The sequence below is a fragment of the Ktedonobacteraceae bacterium genome (assembly GCA_035653615.1).
Classification (GTDB): Bacteria; Chloroflexota; Ktedonobacteria; order Ktedonobacterales; family Ktedonobacteraceae; genus DASRBN01.
Genome location: DASRBN010000004.1, coordinates 105,784 through 123,045, shown reverse-complemented (window position 1 = coordinate 123,045; position 17,262 = coordinate 105,784). Strand labels below are relative to the sequence as shown.

Sequence of the window (17,262 nt, the reverse complement as noted above, 5' to 3'; positions counted from 1 at the left end):
AAATAGAGGCTGTCAGGTATACTATGGTCAGCTAGCTAGGAGTATGCCATCAGGTAAAATCTTTCAGTATCGTCCCCTGCATACCGTCCCCCAGGGGCAGAGCGACGACTGACCGACCCTGACATTTTCGATAAATGGCAGAGGAATGCTATGTCAGGACAGACCTTCGAGTTACAAATGAAGATCGTAGCAACAGAGAAGTTGACGCGCGCCTATCTTCAGAAATTGGGTCGCCAAAACTATCTCGCAGCTGCGAGTAGCATAGGTATCATCACCATCAGTTTTATCTGGCTGCTGTTCCGCCTGGGTGGGGATACCGCCGTCACGTTCGTGGGCGACTCGATGTATGGAGTGGCATCGTGGATTGGCGCCTGGTGGGCATTCACTACAGCCTGGCGCGCGCGTTATGGGCCTGTACGCCTGCAGCCGCGGCTTCAATTAGCCTGGCTTTTAATTGGCGCTGGCCTGATTACGAATGGCATCGGCGGCTTCTATTATACATACCTGGAGATGGGCGGCACATTAACCCCCGTTCCATCGCCAGCCGATATCGGCTTTACCATGTATTATCTCTTTGCCCTGGCAGGTTTGCTTCTCATTCCCACACAGCCTCATGCCGGGCGCTTCCGCCTGCGGATTGGCCTCGATGCACTCATTACAACCCTCTGCTTGCTAGGCATAAGCTGGTATTTCGTCATCTATCCTATCTTCCTGAATGAAACAGACACGTATAAACTGATCGTCGCCGTCTCCTATCCTTTTTGGGATATCCTGCTCATACTCGCCCTGCTCCTACTCTTCTACCAGCGCACCGAGCGTATATTGCGTGCCTCCCTTATACTTTTCGGGCTGGGCATTGTTTCCCAGATCTGTGCCGATACAGGCTATGCCATCGGAGTGCCTGCCGGTACCTACACGACGGGCACCTTCTATGTTGACACATTCTGGTTTATAGGCTATCTCTTAATGGGCCTCGCCGCTCTTTACCAGTACAATATGATCGTGCGCAAGGTCTACAACGAACGCCAGAACACGGACCAGGCGCCTCTAAGAGAGGATATACCGCCCAATCTCAGCGGAAAATCAGACCGTAGTTATACGCTGTTTCGTAACCTGCTCCTTTACATTCCACTTGCCATCCTCTTGATCCTCATGCTCTATAGCGAAACGACAGAAGATAACACCATTCTTTCCTTCTTCCTTGTTGTGCTGACCGCCATCCTGGGCGTCCTTGTCTCCGTGCGCTACGTGCTGACCAGTAATGAAAATGAAATGCTGCTGCGAGAACGAGAGCAGCGCAGCATACAAGCTGACCACCTGCGCATGCTGGCTGCTCAGCTGGCCCCTATCCTCGAACTTGATCCCCTGCTGACCCGCATTATCACCATTGCGGCAAATCAGTTGGGCTTCGATGCCGCAATACTTGTATTGTTAGGAGACTATGACTCTCCGCTCAGCAGGCAGTCAAGCTTACAGGTGCTGGCGGCCACTTCCGGCGCAGCAGAAATCAATACCTGGGAGATACATGCGGAACACCTGGTAGAACAGGTGGGATTTTTAGGCAAAGAGATGGCGGTTCAATCAACAGCACCGACATCAGGCCTTCCAATAGAAATACGACAGTGGCAACAGGACCACGGGATACCTGTCACACTTTTTGTTCCCCTGCGCTATCAGAACAAAATAATAGGGAGTCTCGGCCTCTCTCGCTCAACTTCAGAATATTTCGGCCCGCACGATAGTTATTTAGCCAATGCATTTGCAGAACTGGCAGCCAGCGCCATTGAGCATGCTCACCTGTACCAGTCGGCGCGCGAGCATGAAGGATTCGCCAGAGCGCTGGCAAATATCGCTGCTCGCCTGAATTCCGCCGTCGCGGAACCAGCCGAAATCCACCAGTTTATTTGCATAGAGGCAGCAAACGCGCTACAAGCCGATTATGCGCTGCTCTATAGCGGCGATACGAATAGGCAATTGCTGCCCCTCGCTTACTATGTCGATCCGCAGGAGCCTCCTGCCACGTTCAATGATTGGCCGCCGATCTACCAGCGCGACTTTGAGATGCAGGCCCTCGGTTCCCTGCAACCAATATTAATGGCAATTGAACAGCGGGAATCGACCGGCAAACTGCCCGCCATTAGCGGACAATTTCCGGCGATCCTTACTTCACGCTCAAATCCCTCCTTGCCTGCCATTAGTGGCCGGGCAGTGCCAGAAGGATTTCGCGGACGAGGTGCGCGAGTATCTTCATTACGCGAGGCATTACAACGGCGCTACGTGCGCACAGCCATTCTCGCGCCCTTGATCGCAAAGGACACGCCTGTTGCCTTGCTCGTACTGGCGCGCTCATTGCGAACGAGCGCGCAAAAAAAGAAATCATTTGTCATTGCAGACTTAGCGCAGGCCCAGGATTTCGCGGAACAGGCGGCCATTGCTTTCACCAATGCACAACTTTATTTCCAGCTACACACCGCGCATAAACGCCTGCAGGAGCTTGACCAGCTTAAAGACCAGTTTATGATCACAGCTTCTCACGAGCTACGCACACCTCTTACCGCTGTACAAGGATATCTTGAACTACTCGTCCAGTATGGAGACGCCTTGCCGGCTGAGCAACGCCAGGAATTCCTGCAAAAGGCTCAGCGCGGCTGCGAAGAGCTGGTCATCCTGCTCAGTAATGTGATGGACGCAAGCCGCCTGGAAGTAGAGGCCGGGATTCGTCCCGCTCATATCGAACGAGTTTCTGTTCAAGAGGTGATACGCAACATTCTCGATTTGATCGAGCCACAGGCCAAAAAGGAAAATCGGGCCCTGTACGTCCATATCCCGGCAAAATTATTCGTGCAAGCCGATCCAGGCCGCCTGCGCCAGGTCTTCCTTAACCTCAGCGTCAACGCCCTCAAGTACTCACCTGAAGGTACTCCTGTGACGTTCTATGCTCGTATTGTCCAGGACCCGCAGCCCGCTGCGATCATTAGCGTGGCCGATAAAGGCAAGGGTATCAAACCACAGGATCAGGCAAAACTGTTCCAACGCTTCGTCCGCCTCGAAGACGACCTCAATAGCACTGTACGCGGTTCGGGCCTGGGCTTATACATCTCACGCCGCCTGATTGAAGCCATGGGAGGGCAAATCTGGATTGAGAGCAGCGGCATTCCAGGTACAGGAACCATCTTTCACGTTCGACTGCCGTTAGCCTGATCGAGTGATACCCGATTGTACTATTTCATCTCCATCCCTACCGTATAATTTTGTTTTTCCCGTTCATATAGGTATGATTACAACAGATCACATCGCTCAGGCAAGATATCTGTGTAGGGGTCAGTTGATCGCGCCCAGCGCCGGTGATGGACTTTTCCAACCAAAAACGGGAAGTATTCTCTCGCCATGTCATGCTGAGGGAAGCGAAGAATCTCAGTACGACGGGGCGCAGATTCTTCGCTTCCCTCAGCATGACATGGATGGGGCACAGATTCTTCGCGGAGTTTCCCTTCGAGCGAAGCGAAAGGCTCAGCATGACACGACAGAGGCCGCTCGGACGAGTGTGTTTGGTTGGTTACATTCAGTATCGGCTCCTGCGAGGTTACCGAATGATATTACCTGGTCTCTTTTTCGTCCCTGGTATCGGTCTAAAGATTTCGTTATGCCTGCTTTGGAAAACTGGTGGAGGTGGTAGAGGATGAGTATTAAGGATTACTTAACCGAAGTCAAGATCGCAAAACCCTGGAATGATTCTCCAGCACTCGAAGACATGCCGGGAGAAGAATATACATCGCAAGGAGCAGCGAACCGCATCCGTCGCTCTATTCCACTCCTGTTCTGCCTGGCAGCAGCGCTCATCATACGTGCCTGGCTCGTTATTCATACTCAAGGTTTCATCAATGGCGACGAGGCGCTTGTGGGCATCCAGGCTGAGCACATTTTGCATGGTGAGTTTCCGATCTACTTCTACGGCCAGCCATACATGGGCAGCCTGGAAGCCTACCTGGTAGCCATTATCTTTGCCATCGTAGGGCCTTCGCCATGGGCGCTACGGGCCGAACCCATTCTTCTCTCGCTCGCAGTCGTCTGGCTGACCTGGAAGCTGGCAGCGGAGTTAGCTGACGCTGCCCGGCTACCCCGGCGCCCTAAGCGCTGGTTCATGACCATATCCACATTGTTCGCGGCCATTCCCCCACTGTATGATACCGTGCTAGAACTCACTACCCTGGGTGGCTACATCGAATCATTCGCGCTTATGCTGCTGCTGCTTATCTCGTCCTTGAAGCTCACGCGCCGCCGGCAGGCAGGAGCATCTGCGCGGGAACAGGCCTGGCGCTGGGCAGGTATTGGCTTTATTGTTGGTTTAGGCCTCTGGATCAACCCGATCATCGTCTACGGCATCGCAGCGGCAGGCCTCTGGATCGCATGGGATTACATACAACTGGTGAGGCAAAAACTTGCGAGGAAACGTTTTATACGTTCTGTTGTCCTGCCATTTTTAGCCGCGTTCCCCGCCTGTATCATTGGCCTTAGCCCTGCTCTCATCTGGGGTATCAGCAATTCATGGCAGAATATCACGTACATGCTGTACCTTTCGGGGAACACCGTATTGCGTCCTGAGATACGCGCCCACTATCCTACGCGCGTGGATATCTTTTTCGGCCTGGCTCACCTTTATACCTTTTGCGTCACGCCGCGCGTCATCAGCGGAGCATTACCCGACGAATCCACCCTGCTCGCACTTTTACACGGGTTCATGCTCTACTTCGGTCTGTTTTGCATTCTTGCCAGTGTCGTACTCTTCGCTGCTTCCTTCGTTCACCCCGCACCGCTATTGCTACGCATCCGCTCCCTGACGGGTCTGTCGCTGCTCTTTGCGGCCTGCGCGACCACTATTTTCTGTGTAACGAAAGCGGCTGCAATTGGCCTCTGGGCATGCGAATATGATCTCGCCGGTCGTTATGCCACTCCACTGACGCTGGTTCTCCCTTTCCTCTTCGCCATCCCTTTCACTGTCCTGGTAATCAGCCAGGGCGAACTGCTGAGCAGAGCGAGAACAAAAGAACGTAGGGGCCGATTCATCGCGCCCACCGCCGATTCATCGGCCCCTACGGGATCATCCGGTGATCCCGTCAAAGTCGCTCACCCGCTTCGCAGGCTTCTCTCATTGCAAGCCGCCCTTGGTTTCCTTGTCGGAATACTCCTTTTAGCAATGTTTATGCAGGTCTTCTCTTATGGGCTAACCGATGCCGGAAGCACTTTTCAATCGCCTTATTGCACATTAGCCCCGCTCAATAACGACGCCATCATCGCTTATATGGAGCGCGAACACATCCAGTACGGCTGGGCAGCGGGTTGGATTGCTTATCCGATTGTGTTTAAAACACAGGGTAAGATCATCCTGGCCGACCCCGTGCCATTACTAACCAATAAACCGCAGCTTAATCGTATTCCGGCAAATACCAGCGCTGTACTCTACGCTAATCGTCCCAGCATTCTTGTCTTTGTGCCGCATACCGATCTTCATCCCGGATTCCTGGGGATACTCCATAGTGAACACGTGACTTATCGTTTCGCGCGCTTTCCCGCTCAAAAAGATCGAGATGTCATCGTCGTAACTCCCCTGAATAGCACCATCTCGCTTCAAAAGTTAAATGCCTTCTACAACATATTTGTATGTAGTAGCGACAGCTAGGTTTCAATCGCCAAAAAATTTTCAGGCAAGCGCGTGTCTCTGGTCAGATGGCCGGCCATCTGACCAGAGACACGCGCTTGCCTGAAAATTCTATTACCTACTTCTTTTCTTTTGTGGTAGATGCAGCTGCCTCGGCCTGTTTTTTTACCAACAAAGGTACATGCTGCTCGCAAAAGCGGAACGTTCGCCCGCCTGGCAATAGTTGAGCATATGCAGCCGGTTCACCACAGCTATCGCAACGTCCCACGTGTGTCTTTACTGCCTTCATAAAAGCACCTCCTCAAATCCTTGTACTTTATCTTATCACAAATGGCTGTCTTATGTAAGACTTATGCAAATTCTTCTCTATACTACCAGAAGACGATAGAAGCAATCGCTACTGTTCCGCCTGACAGAACATATCAGGCATGGCTCATAGTGAAAGAAAAATGCAACGGTGAAAAAAGGCTAAAGCAAGTTGCTCTGTGTACACTTAAGAACAGTGGTGGTGATGATCGCTGGGTGCCAATTTGATCTGTTGAGCGCTGCTCCGGAAAGCAATACCTGTCGCAGCGACCCTATCTGGGTATTGACTCCGGGAATGCATCCGTCGAAGCTCCGCTCCAGACAAACTACGAGCATCACCACCTCAGAACACACCTATGCCTTCTGTTTCTATGACGATTATTTCGTCCTGGGTCTCCTTGCCAAATATGCACCGGTGATAATGGGGGATTATCGCCGGTGCATATGTTTTTGGCTCCAATTGCTTTGCGGCGACCGGCAGCGTGCGGATTCACGTAGAGTGCAGATGTTGAACTTTCTCCACCAAAATCGGAAAGCAGCAGTAGGTCGTGTCATTCTGAGCGCAGCGAAGAATCTGCGCCACCGTCGTACTGAGATTCTTCGCACTCAGCTCAGAATGACACGGCTGGGCGCAGATTCTTCGCACTCGTCAGGTAGCGCATCCCTACAGGCCCAGGTGACGTGCAAACCATTGCCCCGCTATTTGCGCGACCTGCTCCTGGGTATTGGAGTCCTCGAAGATGCCCGTTGCTCCCTTAATGACCTCCAGGTTTTTCGTGCCGTGCAGTTGCTCCAGGGCTTGCCGGTTCGCCTCGCTTCGCTGCGTATCCTTCTCAGCGGCCAGCAGCAGAACCGGTGTCTCGACTTGAGAGAGGTAGTTGCCGGCCAATTCCAGGCGTCCTTCAGCGCAGGCTATGGCAACAACAAGGTCAGGGCGCTCAACGGCGGCTATTAAAACGGCGGCGCCCGTGACATCGCTGCCAAAATAGCAAATCCCAAGATTCTGTGTCCGCTCGTCTTCAGCAAGCCAGTTGGCGATGCCTATAATGCGCTGCTGCATGATATCAACATTTTCACGGAAAAAGCCGGTTACCGCATCCTGGTTTTTTTCCTCGGAGGTGAACAAATTGACGAGCAGCGTTGCCAATCCAGATTGCTGCAACAGTTCTGCCAGGCGTGTGATGTACGAAGAGCGCTCTAGACTATCTATACCGGACGGAAACAATACAATTCCCCGCGCCTCTGCGGGTATGCTCAGAGTGCCTTCGACGAAAAGCGCGCCTGCCGGAATGAATTCGAGGTGTTCGTGAATAGTATCCATTGCTGTCCTATCCCTTTATGTAAGCTCCATTACCGCATGAGATATCATATGGCATAGCATAGTGCAGGAAAAATCAGGTAGACAAGTCAACAATTATAACGCATCCACTTTCATATCTTCCCCAACCTCTTCACGTTCACGCTGCGGTTCGCGAATGTCGATCTCCAACTTGCCATCTACCGCGCTGACATGCACCTCTCCGTGTTCGGGTATGTTTGCCAGCAGAATGCGCAAACTCAGTGGCACCGTCAGGAGCCGCTCGATGGCTCGTCGCAATGGGCGCGCCCCTTGAGTCTGGCTGAACCCCTCCTTGCACAGCAGCTCTATGGCGCTATCATCGGCACGCAGCGTCAACCCTTGCTCTAAAAGTCGCGCCGCCAGTTCATTCATCTGCAAGCGTGTAATTGCCCTGGCCTGCTCCTGGCCCAGCGGCTGGAAAATGACCACCTCATCTACGCGATTAAGAAATTCTGGCCGGAATGTTGAACGCAGCCGTTCCATCAAGCGCTCGCGCTGCATTTCCTCGGCCGTCCCCTTGACACTGGCGCGGAAACCGCTGGGCATGGAGCGACCAAGCATATCGGTCCCCACATTAGAAGTCATAATCCAGATCGCGTGCTGAGCATCAACCGTGTGGCCCTGGGCATCGGTGAGCCGCCCGGCATCAAAGACCTGCAAGAAGAGATCAAAGACCTCTGGATGAGCTTTCTCCACTTCGTCGAGCAGCACGACACAATGCGGGCGCCGCCGCAGCTTGCCTGTCAGCTGGCCCTCCTGGTCATACCCAATGTAACCCGGAGGCGCGCCGATCATACGCGAGACGGCATGCTTTTCCATGTACTCGGACATATCAACGCGAATCAAATGCTCATCGGAGCCAAATACCTCGGCGGCCAGCGCGCGCGCGAGCTCCGTTTTGCCAACTCCGGTCGGACCCAGAAACAGGAAGACGCCTGCTGGCCGATTGCGTGGCTTCAAACCGGCCCGCGCTACCTGGATCGCCTGCGTCACGCGCGCGATTGCTTCATCCTGGCCGATTACGCGCCTCTTTAACAGGACTTCAAGATTCAGCAGGCGGTCGCGTTCCTCGCGTCCCGGCGCTCGCACGGGAATGCCGGTACGATGAGAGATCACCTCGGCAATCAATGGAGCGGTAATTACCGGCGGCTCCACATCCTCATCTTCATCTTGCGCCTCATCCTCGGCCAGAAAGACGCGAGCCTGCGAACATGCTTCGTCAAGCACACTGCACGCCTTATCGGGCAGGCGCAGGTTGGGCAGGTATTGCACCGAAAGCTGTACTGCCGCCTGTAACGCCTCGCTCGTAATATGCACATGATGATGGTCTTCATAGAGGTCGCGCATGCCAGTTAAGATGGCGAGGGCCTCATCCGTGGAGGGTTCATCGATGTTGATGGGTCGCAGGCGCCGTTCCATGGCCGCGTCCTTCTCAATCGTGCGATACTCCTGGGGAGTCGTGGCGCCAATGCAGCGCAATCTGCCACCGGCCAGGGCGGGTTTGAGGATGCCCGCGGCATCAATACTGCCATCAGCGGCGCGTCCTGTGCCGATCAACAGGTGCATCTCGTCGATAAAGAGGATGATGTTGCCGCTACCTTCCGCCTCTTCCAATACCTTTAGCAGCCGCTCCTCAAATTCGCCGCGATACTTCGTTCCCGCGACCAGCGAGCTGGCTGAGAGTTCGATCAGGCGTTTACCGCGCAATTCGGGCGGGACTTTTCCGTCTACGATGCGTTGGGCGAGTCCGGCGACGATGGTCGTTTTGCCTACGCCCGAATCGCCGATGAGAATGGGATTGTTGCGGTCTTTGAGCATCAAGGTCTGGATGAGGAGTCGCATCTCTTTTTCGCGCCCGATCAGCGGCGGAAGCTGCCTCATACTGGCCTCTCTGGTCAGGTCGCGCCCTAACCGCTCCAGCACGGAGTTTCCTCCCTTAGCTACGATACCTTCGGGACCGATGCCGACGGGCAATTCGACGGGGGCTACGGCCGGATTGATGCCCGATGGCACAAGTTCCAGCAGGCAACGGGCATTGCTAGCCAGGATCAGGTCGATGAGCTGCGATGGGTTGATGCCCATCTTGGTAAGCAGTTCGTAGGTGACACCATCCTTTTCGCTCAAGACGGCCTGCGCTATGGCGCGCTCGTCGATCATAGTCGAGCCGGCGTTCAAGGCGTTACGCTCGGCGGTCTGCAAAATCTCCTTGCAGCGGCGCGTGGGCAAGATGGGGGTGTCACCGCTGGCCTTACCCGAGCCGAGAGCGAGGCGAATCACTTCGCGCACCTGTTTAGGAGAAAAACTTCCGGGCAGATTGCGCAGCGCGTCCTGCGTGCAGCCGCCATCCAGCTTGGTGAGGGCGATGAACAGGTGAGGAGTGCCAAGATAATCCTTGCGCATCTCGCGCGCTTCCATCAGCGCAATGCCCAATACTTCCTGTAAGAAGCGCCGATCCAGGGCATTCGAGGAGGGGAAGAGCGGTTGCGCTATAGCACTGTCGTCAAGCGCATGCATGGGAGGTTCGATGGCCCGATCGCGACCAGGCGTACTGGCTACCAGTGCTATAGCGGGCTCGCCGTAGAGTACATAGCCAGCCCAGGAGGGATCGTCCGGATAGCGCTGGGCGAGGGTTGAACGTGTACGACGCACGGCTTCCCCGATTGAGATGCCATCGGCAATTTCCTGGTAGAATTGCAAGGTAAATTCACGCGCGCGCTGTACATTGACGGGCCAGCGCATCGTTAGAACGCAGCTGGCACCGGCGGCGATTAAATTGCTGGCAAGAAGCTCCATGTCATCAGGAGCCAATGTACTTGTTTGTAAACCATCATAGCAATTCAGAAAAACAAGCGGGCGTTTCAAGAATGATGAAAATAGCTGAGAGGCGGCGTTTGCGTCCAGGCGCGAACTACCGGCCAGCGCCAGCAGAGGCTCACCGGACGACGATATGACAGGTAATGGACCGGCATAGTGTACGACCTGTGGGAAATCGGCGCTGATACGCATGCGCATCTCTAACTGGTTGGCCTGCTGGCGATAGAGGATGATGCGCGAGATCGATTCTGGCAGCGTGGTGCAGAGCGAAGCAACCTCTTCTTCGGCAAGGGAACAGCTATTGGTAGGATTGACGAGGAATAAGACGTTCAGTCCCTGCGCCTCCCTGCGGCCAATTTTGCGCGTTTTATGCAGCGAGACGTCGGTGTTGTTGTTCCATTCACGCAGCGAGGAGCGCGCGTTAGCGGCGCGGCTGCTCATCTGGCGACTGATGTTGATGCGCTGGCAGAGGAAATGGCCGGGCGATGACTTATTATCATAGAGGAGTTCCCAGGGAATATCGGGTGTATTGGTCGTGAGGATCAAGGGCGTATCGAGGCGATGCAGGGCCTCTTGCAAGGGAGAAGGCAAAAGCGTTTCAAAAAGGAAACGTCCCAGCGTAAGCAAGCTATCATGAGGGCCACGCCGGACTTGAGGTTTTGCGTCTCCTACCTGCATCTGCTGGGTAATCACTTGCAGTGTGCGGCGCAAGCGCTCGTGTAAATCGCTGGTAATCTCTGTTAGATATTCCTGCGTGCCAGAACTCGGACCATCGGATAGATTCAGGCGAAACCGGTAGTGTGTATCTGTACGAGTAATGGATAATAGGGCTAACTGTTCCATGAACGTCCTGCTTCTTTCATACGCTCTCCCACGATCTTCAACCCTCCAATCACATAATGCATATAGGTCAGAAAATGCTAAGATAGAGTTGCTAGCATCAGCAGTATACGTTTGATAGCATGTGGGTGTCAATAGTTGCGATTTGGGATATGACTCTCTTCCTTACCCCAATTACTCCGGATTGCTAAATCCTGGCACTTAGAGAAAGCACATTCATCCGGGCAATATTCACGAATTATGAAAGAACTCTTGACATTTTATGTTAAATGATATATCATCTTCAATGAAGACGCAGAGGGTGATGTAATGTTGTGTGGCATAAGGAGGAAGGCATGTATGCTAGAAATGCGATTTCCTCGATGGGGCTACATAGCACAACACTTGAGAGTGAAGCGTGAGGTGCTGGCCCTCGCTGTCGCCGTTATGGGCATTATTAACGAATTAACGGTGCTGCTGCCAGCACGACCGGGGCGCTTTAGTCTTTTTATCAATCTCCTCAACCTGCTTGCTCCCTTTTCCCTTTCGATCTGGCCATTTGTGAATACGGGACGTACTATTGCCCTCGTTCTCGGCTTTTTCCTGCTCTTGCTGGCATGGGGGCTGGTTCGCGGGAAACGCCGGGCCTGGGAAATTACTATTGTCCTGTTACCACTTTCAGCAATTGCTCATCTCCTTAAGGGGCTTGATTTTGAAGAAGCTTTTCTGACCATCATCCTATGGTTCGCGCTGATCGCGAACAAACGGCTCTTCCGTGTTGCAAGCGATCCCTGGCATATGAGACAGGGAATTATCTTGCTCATTGCAGGCTTCACCCTGTTATTCATCTATAGCATGAGCGGTTTTTATCTCTTGCAGAAACAAATCATCCTGCCAGGAACTTTTGGAGGGGTTGTCCACTCATGGCTCCAGCGCCTGGTGAATTTGCCCTCCACAGAATTGACGCCTCTTACAAGACGAGCGGCCTGGTTCCTGCAGTCGATCCCCTGGCTGTCGGCGACGGTGCTTTTAACAGGGATATTCTTCTTACTACGCCCGGTGAGCGAGCGCTGGTGGATAGCCTACCAGAAAGATCGCCTGGCGCAGGCGCGGCAAAAGATGATGGAACTGGTGTACCGTTATGGTAGCCACACGCTCTCATTCTTCGCGCTGGCCCCGCAGAATCTTTACTACCTGGCTCCTCATGCTGAGGGCGTCGTGAGCTACCGGCTTGCAAATACTGTTGCAGTGGTTTTGGGTGATCCCATCTGCGTGCCAGGGTCTTTTGAGTATGTGACGCGCCAATTTCTTGAACTCTGCCGGTTACAGGGCTGGCAAGTCGCATTCTACCAGGCCCATCCAGAATATCTCCCGGTCTATCGCGCGCTGGGTCTGAGCACCTTCAAGATAGGTGAAGAGGCGATGCTACACCCGCAGCACTTTACGCTCTCCGGCTCCGCTATGGCGAATGTACGTACCAGCTCTCGACGCGCCGAACGAGATGGTGTGACGATTCATTGGTACGAGGGAGCGCCACCACGGGAGGTCTTAGAGCGATTGCGCGGAGTTTCGAATGCCTGGCTGGAACATAAGGGGGAAAGGCGGGGGACGGAAATGGGGTTCAGCATGGGCCGGCTGGATGAACTGGCGGATACCGCGGCCCGGGCCGATGCTGTGGCGGAAATCCGTTCGAAGCAGGGCGATACATATGCGGCAGCTTTCCCGCGCTTCGTTACCGGTATTGCCCTCGACCGGGCGGGCGAACCATGCGCGTTTGTCACATTTACACCCATTTATGGTTCTTATCCAGCAGGAACAGGCGAAGGCGATGGAGCGAGAGAAGGCTGGGGCTGGGCGCTCGATTTAATGAGAAGGTTGCCCAACGCGCCTCCCGGAACGATAGAGTTATTGATTGTGCAGGGCATTGAGCGATTCAAGCAGCGGGGAGCGCAGGTGGTAAGCCTCGGCATGGTCGCTATGGCCGATACGAGGGGAGAAACTACCGCGAGCCAGCGCCAGCTCGCCAGTTTCGTTTCGGAACACCTGCGACTGCTAGAAACACATCGCACCCTGTTTCGTTTCAAACAAAAGTTTCAGCCACGCTGGGAGAGCCGTTACGTGGTCGCGAGTACACCGCTAGCGTTGCCCAGAATCGCTCTCGCGTTGCTACGCGTCCACAATTCGTGACCGCTCCAGAAAACTGAAAACAGAGACCTTGAACTATAATTGGAGCATATTTATGCAGGAACATACGTTACAAAATAGTTGCGATTTCGTTTTATTAGATGAGAGAGAGATAACCTCTCTCACCAGCACATTGCTTGTGCGAACAGGTCTTGTTTTTCTTGTAGTGCGGCAAGTAGTGCATGTTTGTAGTGCGGTATTTGTAGCGAATTTTTGTACAATCTGTATCATTTGAGGGAGCCAGGAACACCTGGCTCCCTTTTTACTTTGCAGCGAACGCATGGTCGGTGACGAAGATATACTGGTGGAGGACAGGTATGAAAAGGTTCATACATGCTTCTCGCAAGTATTTGAAAGGAGGGCGCGCTTTATCCTCCGCCCCGTTCTTGCTCTCTTTATGCATTGGCTTGCTGAGTGGCCTGATGCTCTTTGGCGGCGTTTTGAGCAACCTGGTTTCATTCATTATCCAGACAGGTTTTGATCCATTACGAGCGCAACTGATTGCGGCGCTGCTTTTGACGGCAGGTGGTTCCTTGATAGGAGCATTTGTAGGACAACGCAAGCTGGGCGCGTTGCTGGGAGCCACAATTATCTTCTGCTCCGGCTATCTCCTGGGTTTTATAGAACTTGAAACGCGGCCCACCTATGATGCCGGTGGACATCTTGAGCCATTGAATACAGCGGCCCTGGTGCATACGTCTTTCGTAATGCTTGCGCTCGGACTGCTTTGCGCGTTCAGCGGCGCGGCGATTGGGGTTGCGTTCGCGGAGGTTTTGCTGCACCCCGTTTACCAGCTCGGTCGCTCTCTCTGGAACAATTACCGGCACAAAAATGCGAGTTTGAAGCAACCGTTTCAGAAAAGTGGCCAGGCCGGGGGATTCTTCGCTTCGCTCAGAATGACATGGCTGGGAGTTCTCTCGCTGCTGGTAGTGCTGGTGCTGGCAACGGGAGGAGGGGATCTGTTCCTGTATTCGCCAGATACGGGTCTACACCTGGCGCCTGAAATTGCCAGCAGGCAAAGCTTGCCTGCGCACGGTACGATTGTGCGGGACAGCCTGATCAGTCCAGCACTGGGAGGACAGCGGCGAACATTTCTGATCTATTTGCCGCCTTCATATAATACCCCGCAAGGGCGGACAAGACGCTATCCGACGCTGTATTTGCTGCATGGTTCGCCAGGAGGAGAAAGGGACTGGTTTTCCGCGGGCAAGGCAAATGAATCGGCGGACACGTTAATCGCGCTGGGCAAGATTCCGGAACTGATCATTGTCTCGCCCGATGGTAACGGATTTGAAAAGGGGCCTAGCGAGTGGGGCAATAGCGCCGATCAACGTCAATTGATGGAAACCTTCGTGGCCAGGGACCTGGTCAACTACGTGGATGCGAAGTACCGCACGATTCCTGAAGCGGCCTACAGGGGCATTGGAGGGCTTTCGATGGGTGGATTCGGCGCGGCCAATATTGGGATACATCACCCGGATGTATTTGGGTTTGTGATCTCACTTGGCGGCTATTTCCACGCTCAGGGCCTGATCTGGGGCAATAATCCGGCCTACATACGGGAAAATAGTCCTGCCACGGTTCTCCTCACTGATAAAGCGGCATGGTCACTACAGTTTTATCTCGCCGACGGCATACAGGATCACCCATACTACGAAGATACGCTGCAGTTCGTGAAAGAACTGGCGGCGCTGCACATCTCATACCATTTCGACCGACAAAACGGTTATCACTCGTGGACGCTGTGGCAGGCATTTCTCTACAAAGCCCTTCTCTGGCTGCATTGGGGCACGTAGCGAGGAGGGCAGGCACGAGGGGAATAACTACTCCCCACAAAACGTTCTCTCTATTGGACAGCTTCTCCGCTCTATGGTATACTACAACGCGAAAAGTGATAGGGACAACGCCTTGTGCGTGTCCCGGCGTTCCGGTGCGGACAGGCACAAGGCACTGTCCCTACGGAAGTCCAGGTAAACGGAGAAATAGACAGCTAGAAACCAGGCGAAAGGGGTACAGATAATGCCTAAAAAGGGTGAACTTTCAAAGACGGCACGTGCTTCGCTGGCAAACCGCGAAGAGGTCAACCATATGACGAGCCGTATTTGCGCGAAGTGCGGCGAGCCAATCATGCTCAAAGACCTTCAACCGGTAAAGGTTATCGGCAAGGGCATGGTTTTCTATCATAAGAATCACTATAACTTGCAGTAATTTCGAACTCACCGGCGTAGAAATTTTCACACCAGGCCTCCGAGCTACTTCGGAGGCCTTTTTTTATGTAAAGGGCAAGCTCAGGCGGTTGACATCGCAAGCAATCTATGTTATCACTACAGTATAGGGGGAAATGCCAAGCTCACCTATCACTATCCCCAAAAACGTATGTTGCCCTATCTTAAATAAGGCACTTATCCGCCTTACCAACGTCAGGGGCGCGATCAATATGGCCCCTACACGGCTAGCGCTCGCGCGCTCAGGCAAGGCGAGAAAAGGAGAAATCAGGCATGCATGCTATTTCTCGCTCTGGTTGGCGCGCCCGCGCTGCCATAGCCGTGAGTGTCGCCCTGCTGCTAACACTCACAACCACTGCCCTGGCTTTTGCTGCGGGAGGTAGTCCTACGCTCCTGCGGCTCAGTAAAGACCCTTTCACCAACAAGTCAAGCCAGCACAAGACCCAGGTGGAACCGGATACACTTTCGTATGGCTCCACTATCGTCATGGTTGTACAATCAGGACGTTTCTTTAGTGGAGGGGCCTCAGATATTGGTTGGGCCACTTCAACCGACAATGGCAAGACCTGGAAGCATGGATTTCTGCCCGGCACTACACCTTATGCGACCCCGCCTGGCCCTTTTGCCGCAGTGAGCGATCCCTCCATTGCTTATGACGCAAAGCATGGAGTATGGATTGTTAGCTATCTGGGGATCACGAATGGAAACGCGGTCGATATAGAGGTAAGCCGCTCGACCGATGGCGGGCTCACGTGGGGAAACCCGATTGCCGTAGATAACTCAGGTCCTTTCTTCGACAAAAACTGGAGCGTCTGCGACGATACTTCCACCAGCCCATCGTATGGGAACTGCTACACCGAGTTCGACAACGCCGATGCCGGCGACCAGGAAATGATGAGTACCTCTACCGATGGCGGAAATACCTGGGCCGCTCCGCTAAGCCCATCCGGGACGCCTCATGGACTGGGCGGCCAGCCCCTGGTGCAGCCGGGTGGCACCGTGATTGTGCCATTCCAGGACGAGGACACCAATAGCATCTCTGCTTTCAGTTCCACAAATGGCGGCAAAAGCTGGAGCGCTCCCGTCACCGTAGCAACCCTCCAGACGTATATCGAGAAAGCAAGTATTCGTACCAGCCCGCTGCCCTCTGCCGAAATCGATGGCTCCGGTACGGTGTATGTGGCCTGGCAGGACTGCCGCTTCGAGAAGAGCTGTAGCGCCAATGATATCGTCTACAGCACCTCCAGCGACGGCACGCACTGGTCAGCAGTGCAGCGCGTTCCGACCGACCCGGTTGGTAGTGGCGTCGATCACTTCATCCCCGGCATCGCGGTGGACAAATCGACTTCGGGCAGCAGCGCTCACATCGCGGTCACCTACTACTACTTCACCAATGCCAACTGCAATGACTCCACCTGCCAGCTTGATATTGGCTACATCTCCTCGACCAATGGCGGTGCTTCCTGGTCAACAAGCCAGCAACTGGCCGGGCCAATGATGCTTGCCTGGTTAGCCAATACCAGCCAGGGTAGGATGGTCGGCGACTACATCTCGACCTCCATTGCATCCAACGGCATTGCCTTCCCAGGCATTGTTGTCGCCAAAGCAAACAAGGGAACAAAGTTCAACGAGGAACTGTATACCGTCAAGGGCGGCTTGCCTGTTACCGGTGGAACAAACGTATCGCATGCCAGTGTACTCTACACCGGCCCGTCGCACGCGATAGTGCATCCTACAGCTTACTAGGACGCCTGTTACAAGCACAAAATGGGCTATTGCTCCTGTAAAGAACAGTGGCCCATTTTCCAATCGCAACGGGGATAGGCGCCAGGCGCTGCCCTCATAGAGTTCGCTTCCTGGAATCTGCGAGGACAGGCACCAGGCGCTGTCCCTGCAGAATGTTCTTGTTAGGATTCCAT

The 17,262-nt window shown here is 53.9% G+C and carries 9 protein-coding genes; 6 read left to right on the top strand and 3 right to left on the bottom strand.

All coding sequences use genetic code 11. The features are described 5' to 3' along the window. Nucleotides 1-150: 150 nt before the first annotated feature. On the top strand, nt 151-3,201 hold the full coding sequence (locus VFA09_02850) for an ATP-binding protein (GenBank protein HZU66193.1): 3,051 nt from the start codon (nt 151-153) through the stop codon (nt 3,199-3,201). Between the two features lie 478 nt (nt 3,202-3,679). After that, nucleotides 3,680-5,677 carry a hypothetical protein gene (locus tag VFA09_02845; GenBank protein ID HZU66192.1) on the top strand — a complete coding sequence of 666 codons (1,998 nt, stop codon included), beginning with the start codon at nt 3,680-3,682 and terminating at the stop codon, nt 5,675-5,677. 97 nt (nt 5,678-5,774) lie between these two features. Here the strand turns inward: VFA09_02845 and VFA09_02840 are convergent, their stop codons facing one another. The 3 genes from VFA09_02840 to VFA09_02830 all read right to left on the bottom strand — a co-directional run bounded on the left by VFA09_02840 (nt 5,775) and on the right by VFA09_02830 (nt 10,958). Then, nucleotides 5,775-5,945 (bottom strand): hypothetical protein, encoded by a 171-nt coding sequence (locus VFA09_02840; GenBank protein HZU66191.1) that lies wholly within the window; start codon nt 5,943-5,945, stop codon nt 5,775-5,777. 681 nt (nt 5,946-6,626) lie between these two features. Beyond that, a complete protein-coding gene (locus VFA09_02835) occupies nt 6,627-7,283 on the bottom strand; it encodes a hypothetical protein (GenBank protein HZU66190.1) in 657 nt (218 codons plus the stop codon). Between the two features lie 93 nt (nt 7,284-7,376). Next, nucleotides 7,377-10,958, bottom strand: coding sequence for an AAA family ATPase (locus tag VFA09_02830; GenBank protein HZU66189.1), 3,582 nt, complete (start codon nt 10,956-10,958; stop codon nt 7,377-7,379). A gap of 336 nt (nt 10,959-11,294) precedes the next feature. Between VFA09_02830 and VFA09_02825 the strand changes: the two genes are divergently transcribed. From VFA09_02825 to VFA09_02810, 4 genes are all read left to right on the top strand, one after another. Continuing rightward, the gene (locus VFA09_02825) at nt 11,295-13,121 is read left to right on the top strand and encodes a phosphatidylglycerol lysyltransferase domain-containing protein (protein ID HZU66188.1); all 1,827 of its coding nucleotides are present in this window, start codon (nt 11,295-11,297) and stop codon (nt 13,119-13,121) included. A 314-nt stretch (nt 13,122-13,435) separates the two neighbouring features. Further along, nucleotides 13,436-14,914 (top strand): alpha/beta hydrolase-fold protein, encoded by a 1,479-nt coding sequence (locus tag VFA09_02820; GenBank protein HZU66187.1) that lies wholly within the window; start codon nt 13,436-13,438, stop codon nt 14,912-14,914. Between the two features lie 223 nt (nt 14,915-15,137). Beyond that, nucleotides 15,138-15,326 carry a hypothetical protein gene (locus VFA09_02815; GenBank protein ID HZU66186.1) on the top strand — a complete coding sequence of 63 codons (189 nt, stop codon included), beginning with the start codon at nt 15,138-15,140 and terminating at the stop codon, nt 15,324-15,326. A gap of 290 nt (nt 15,327-15,616) precedes the next feature. Beyond that, nucleotides 15,617-17,089 carry a sialidase family protein gene (locus VFA09_02810; protein ID HZU66185.1) on the top strand — a complete coding sequence of 491 codons (1,473 nt, stop codon included), beginning with the start codon at nt 15,617-15,619 and terminating at the stop codon, nt 17,087-17,089. The last annotated feature ends 173 nt before the right edge of the window (nt 17,090-17,262 follow it).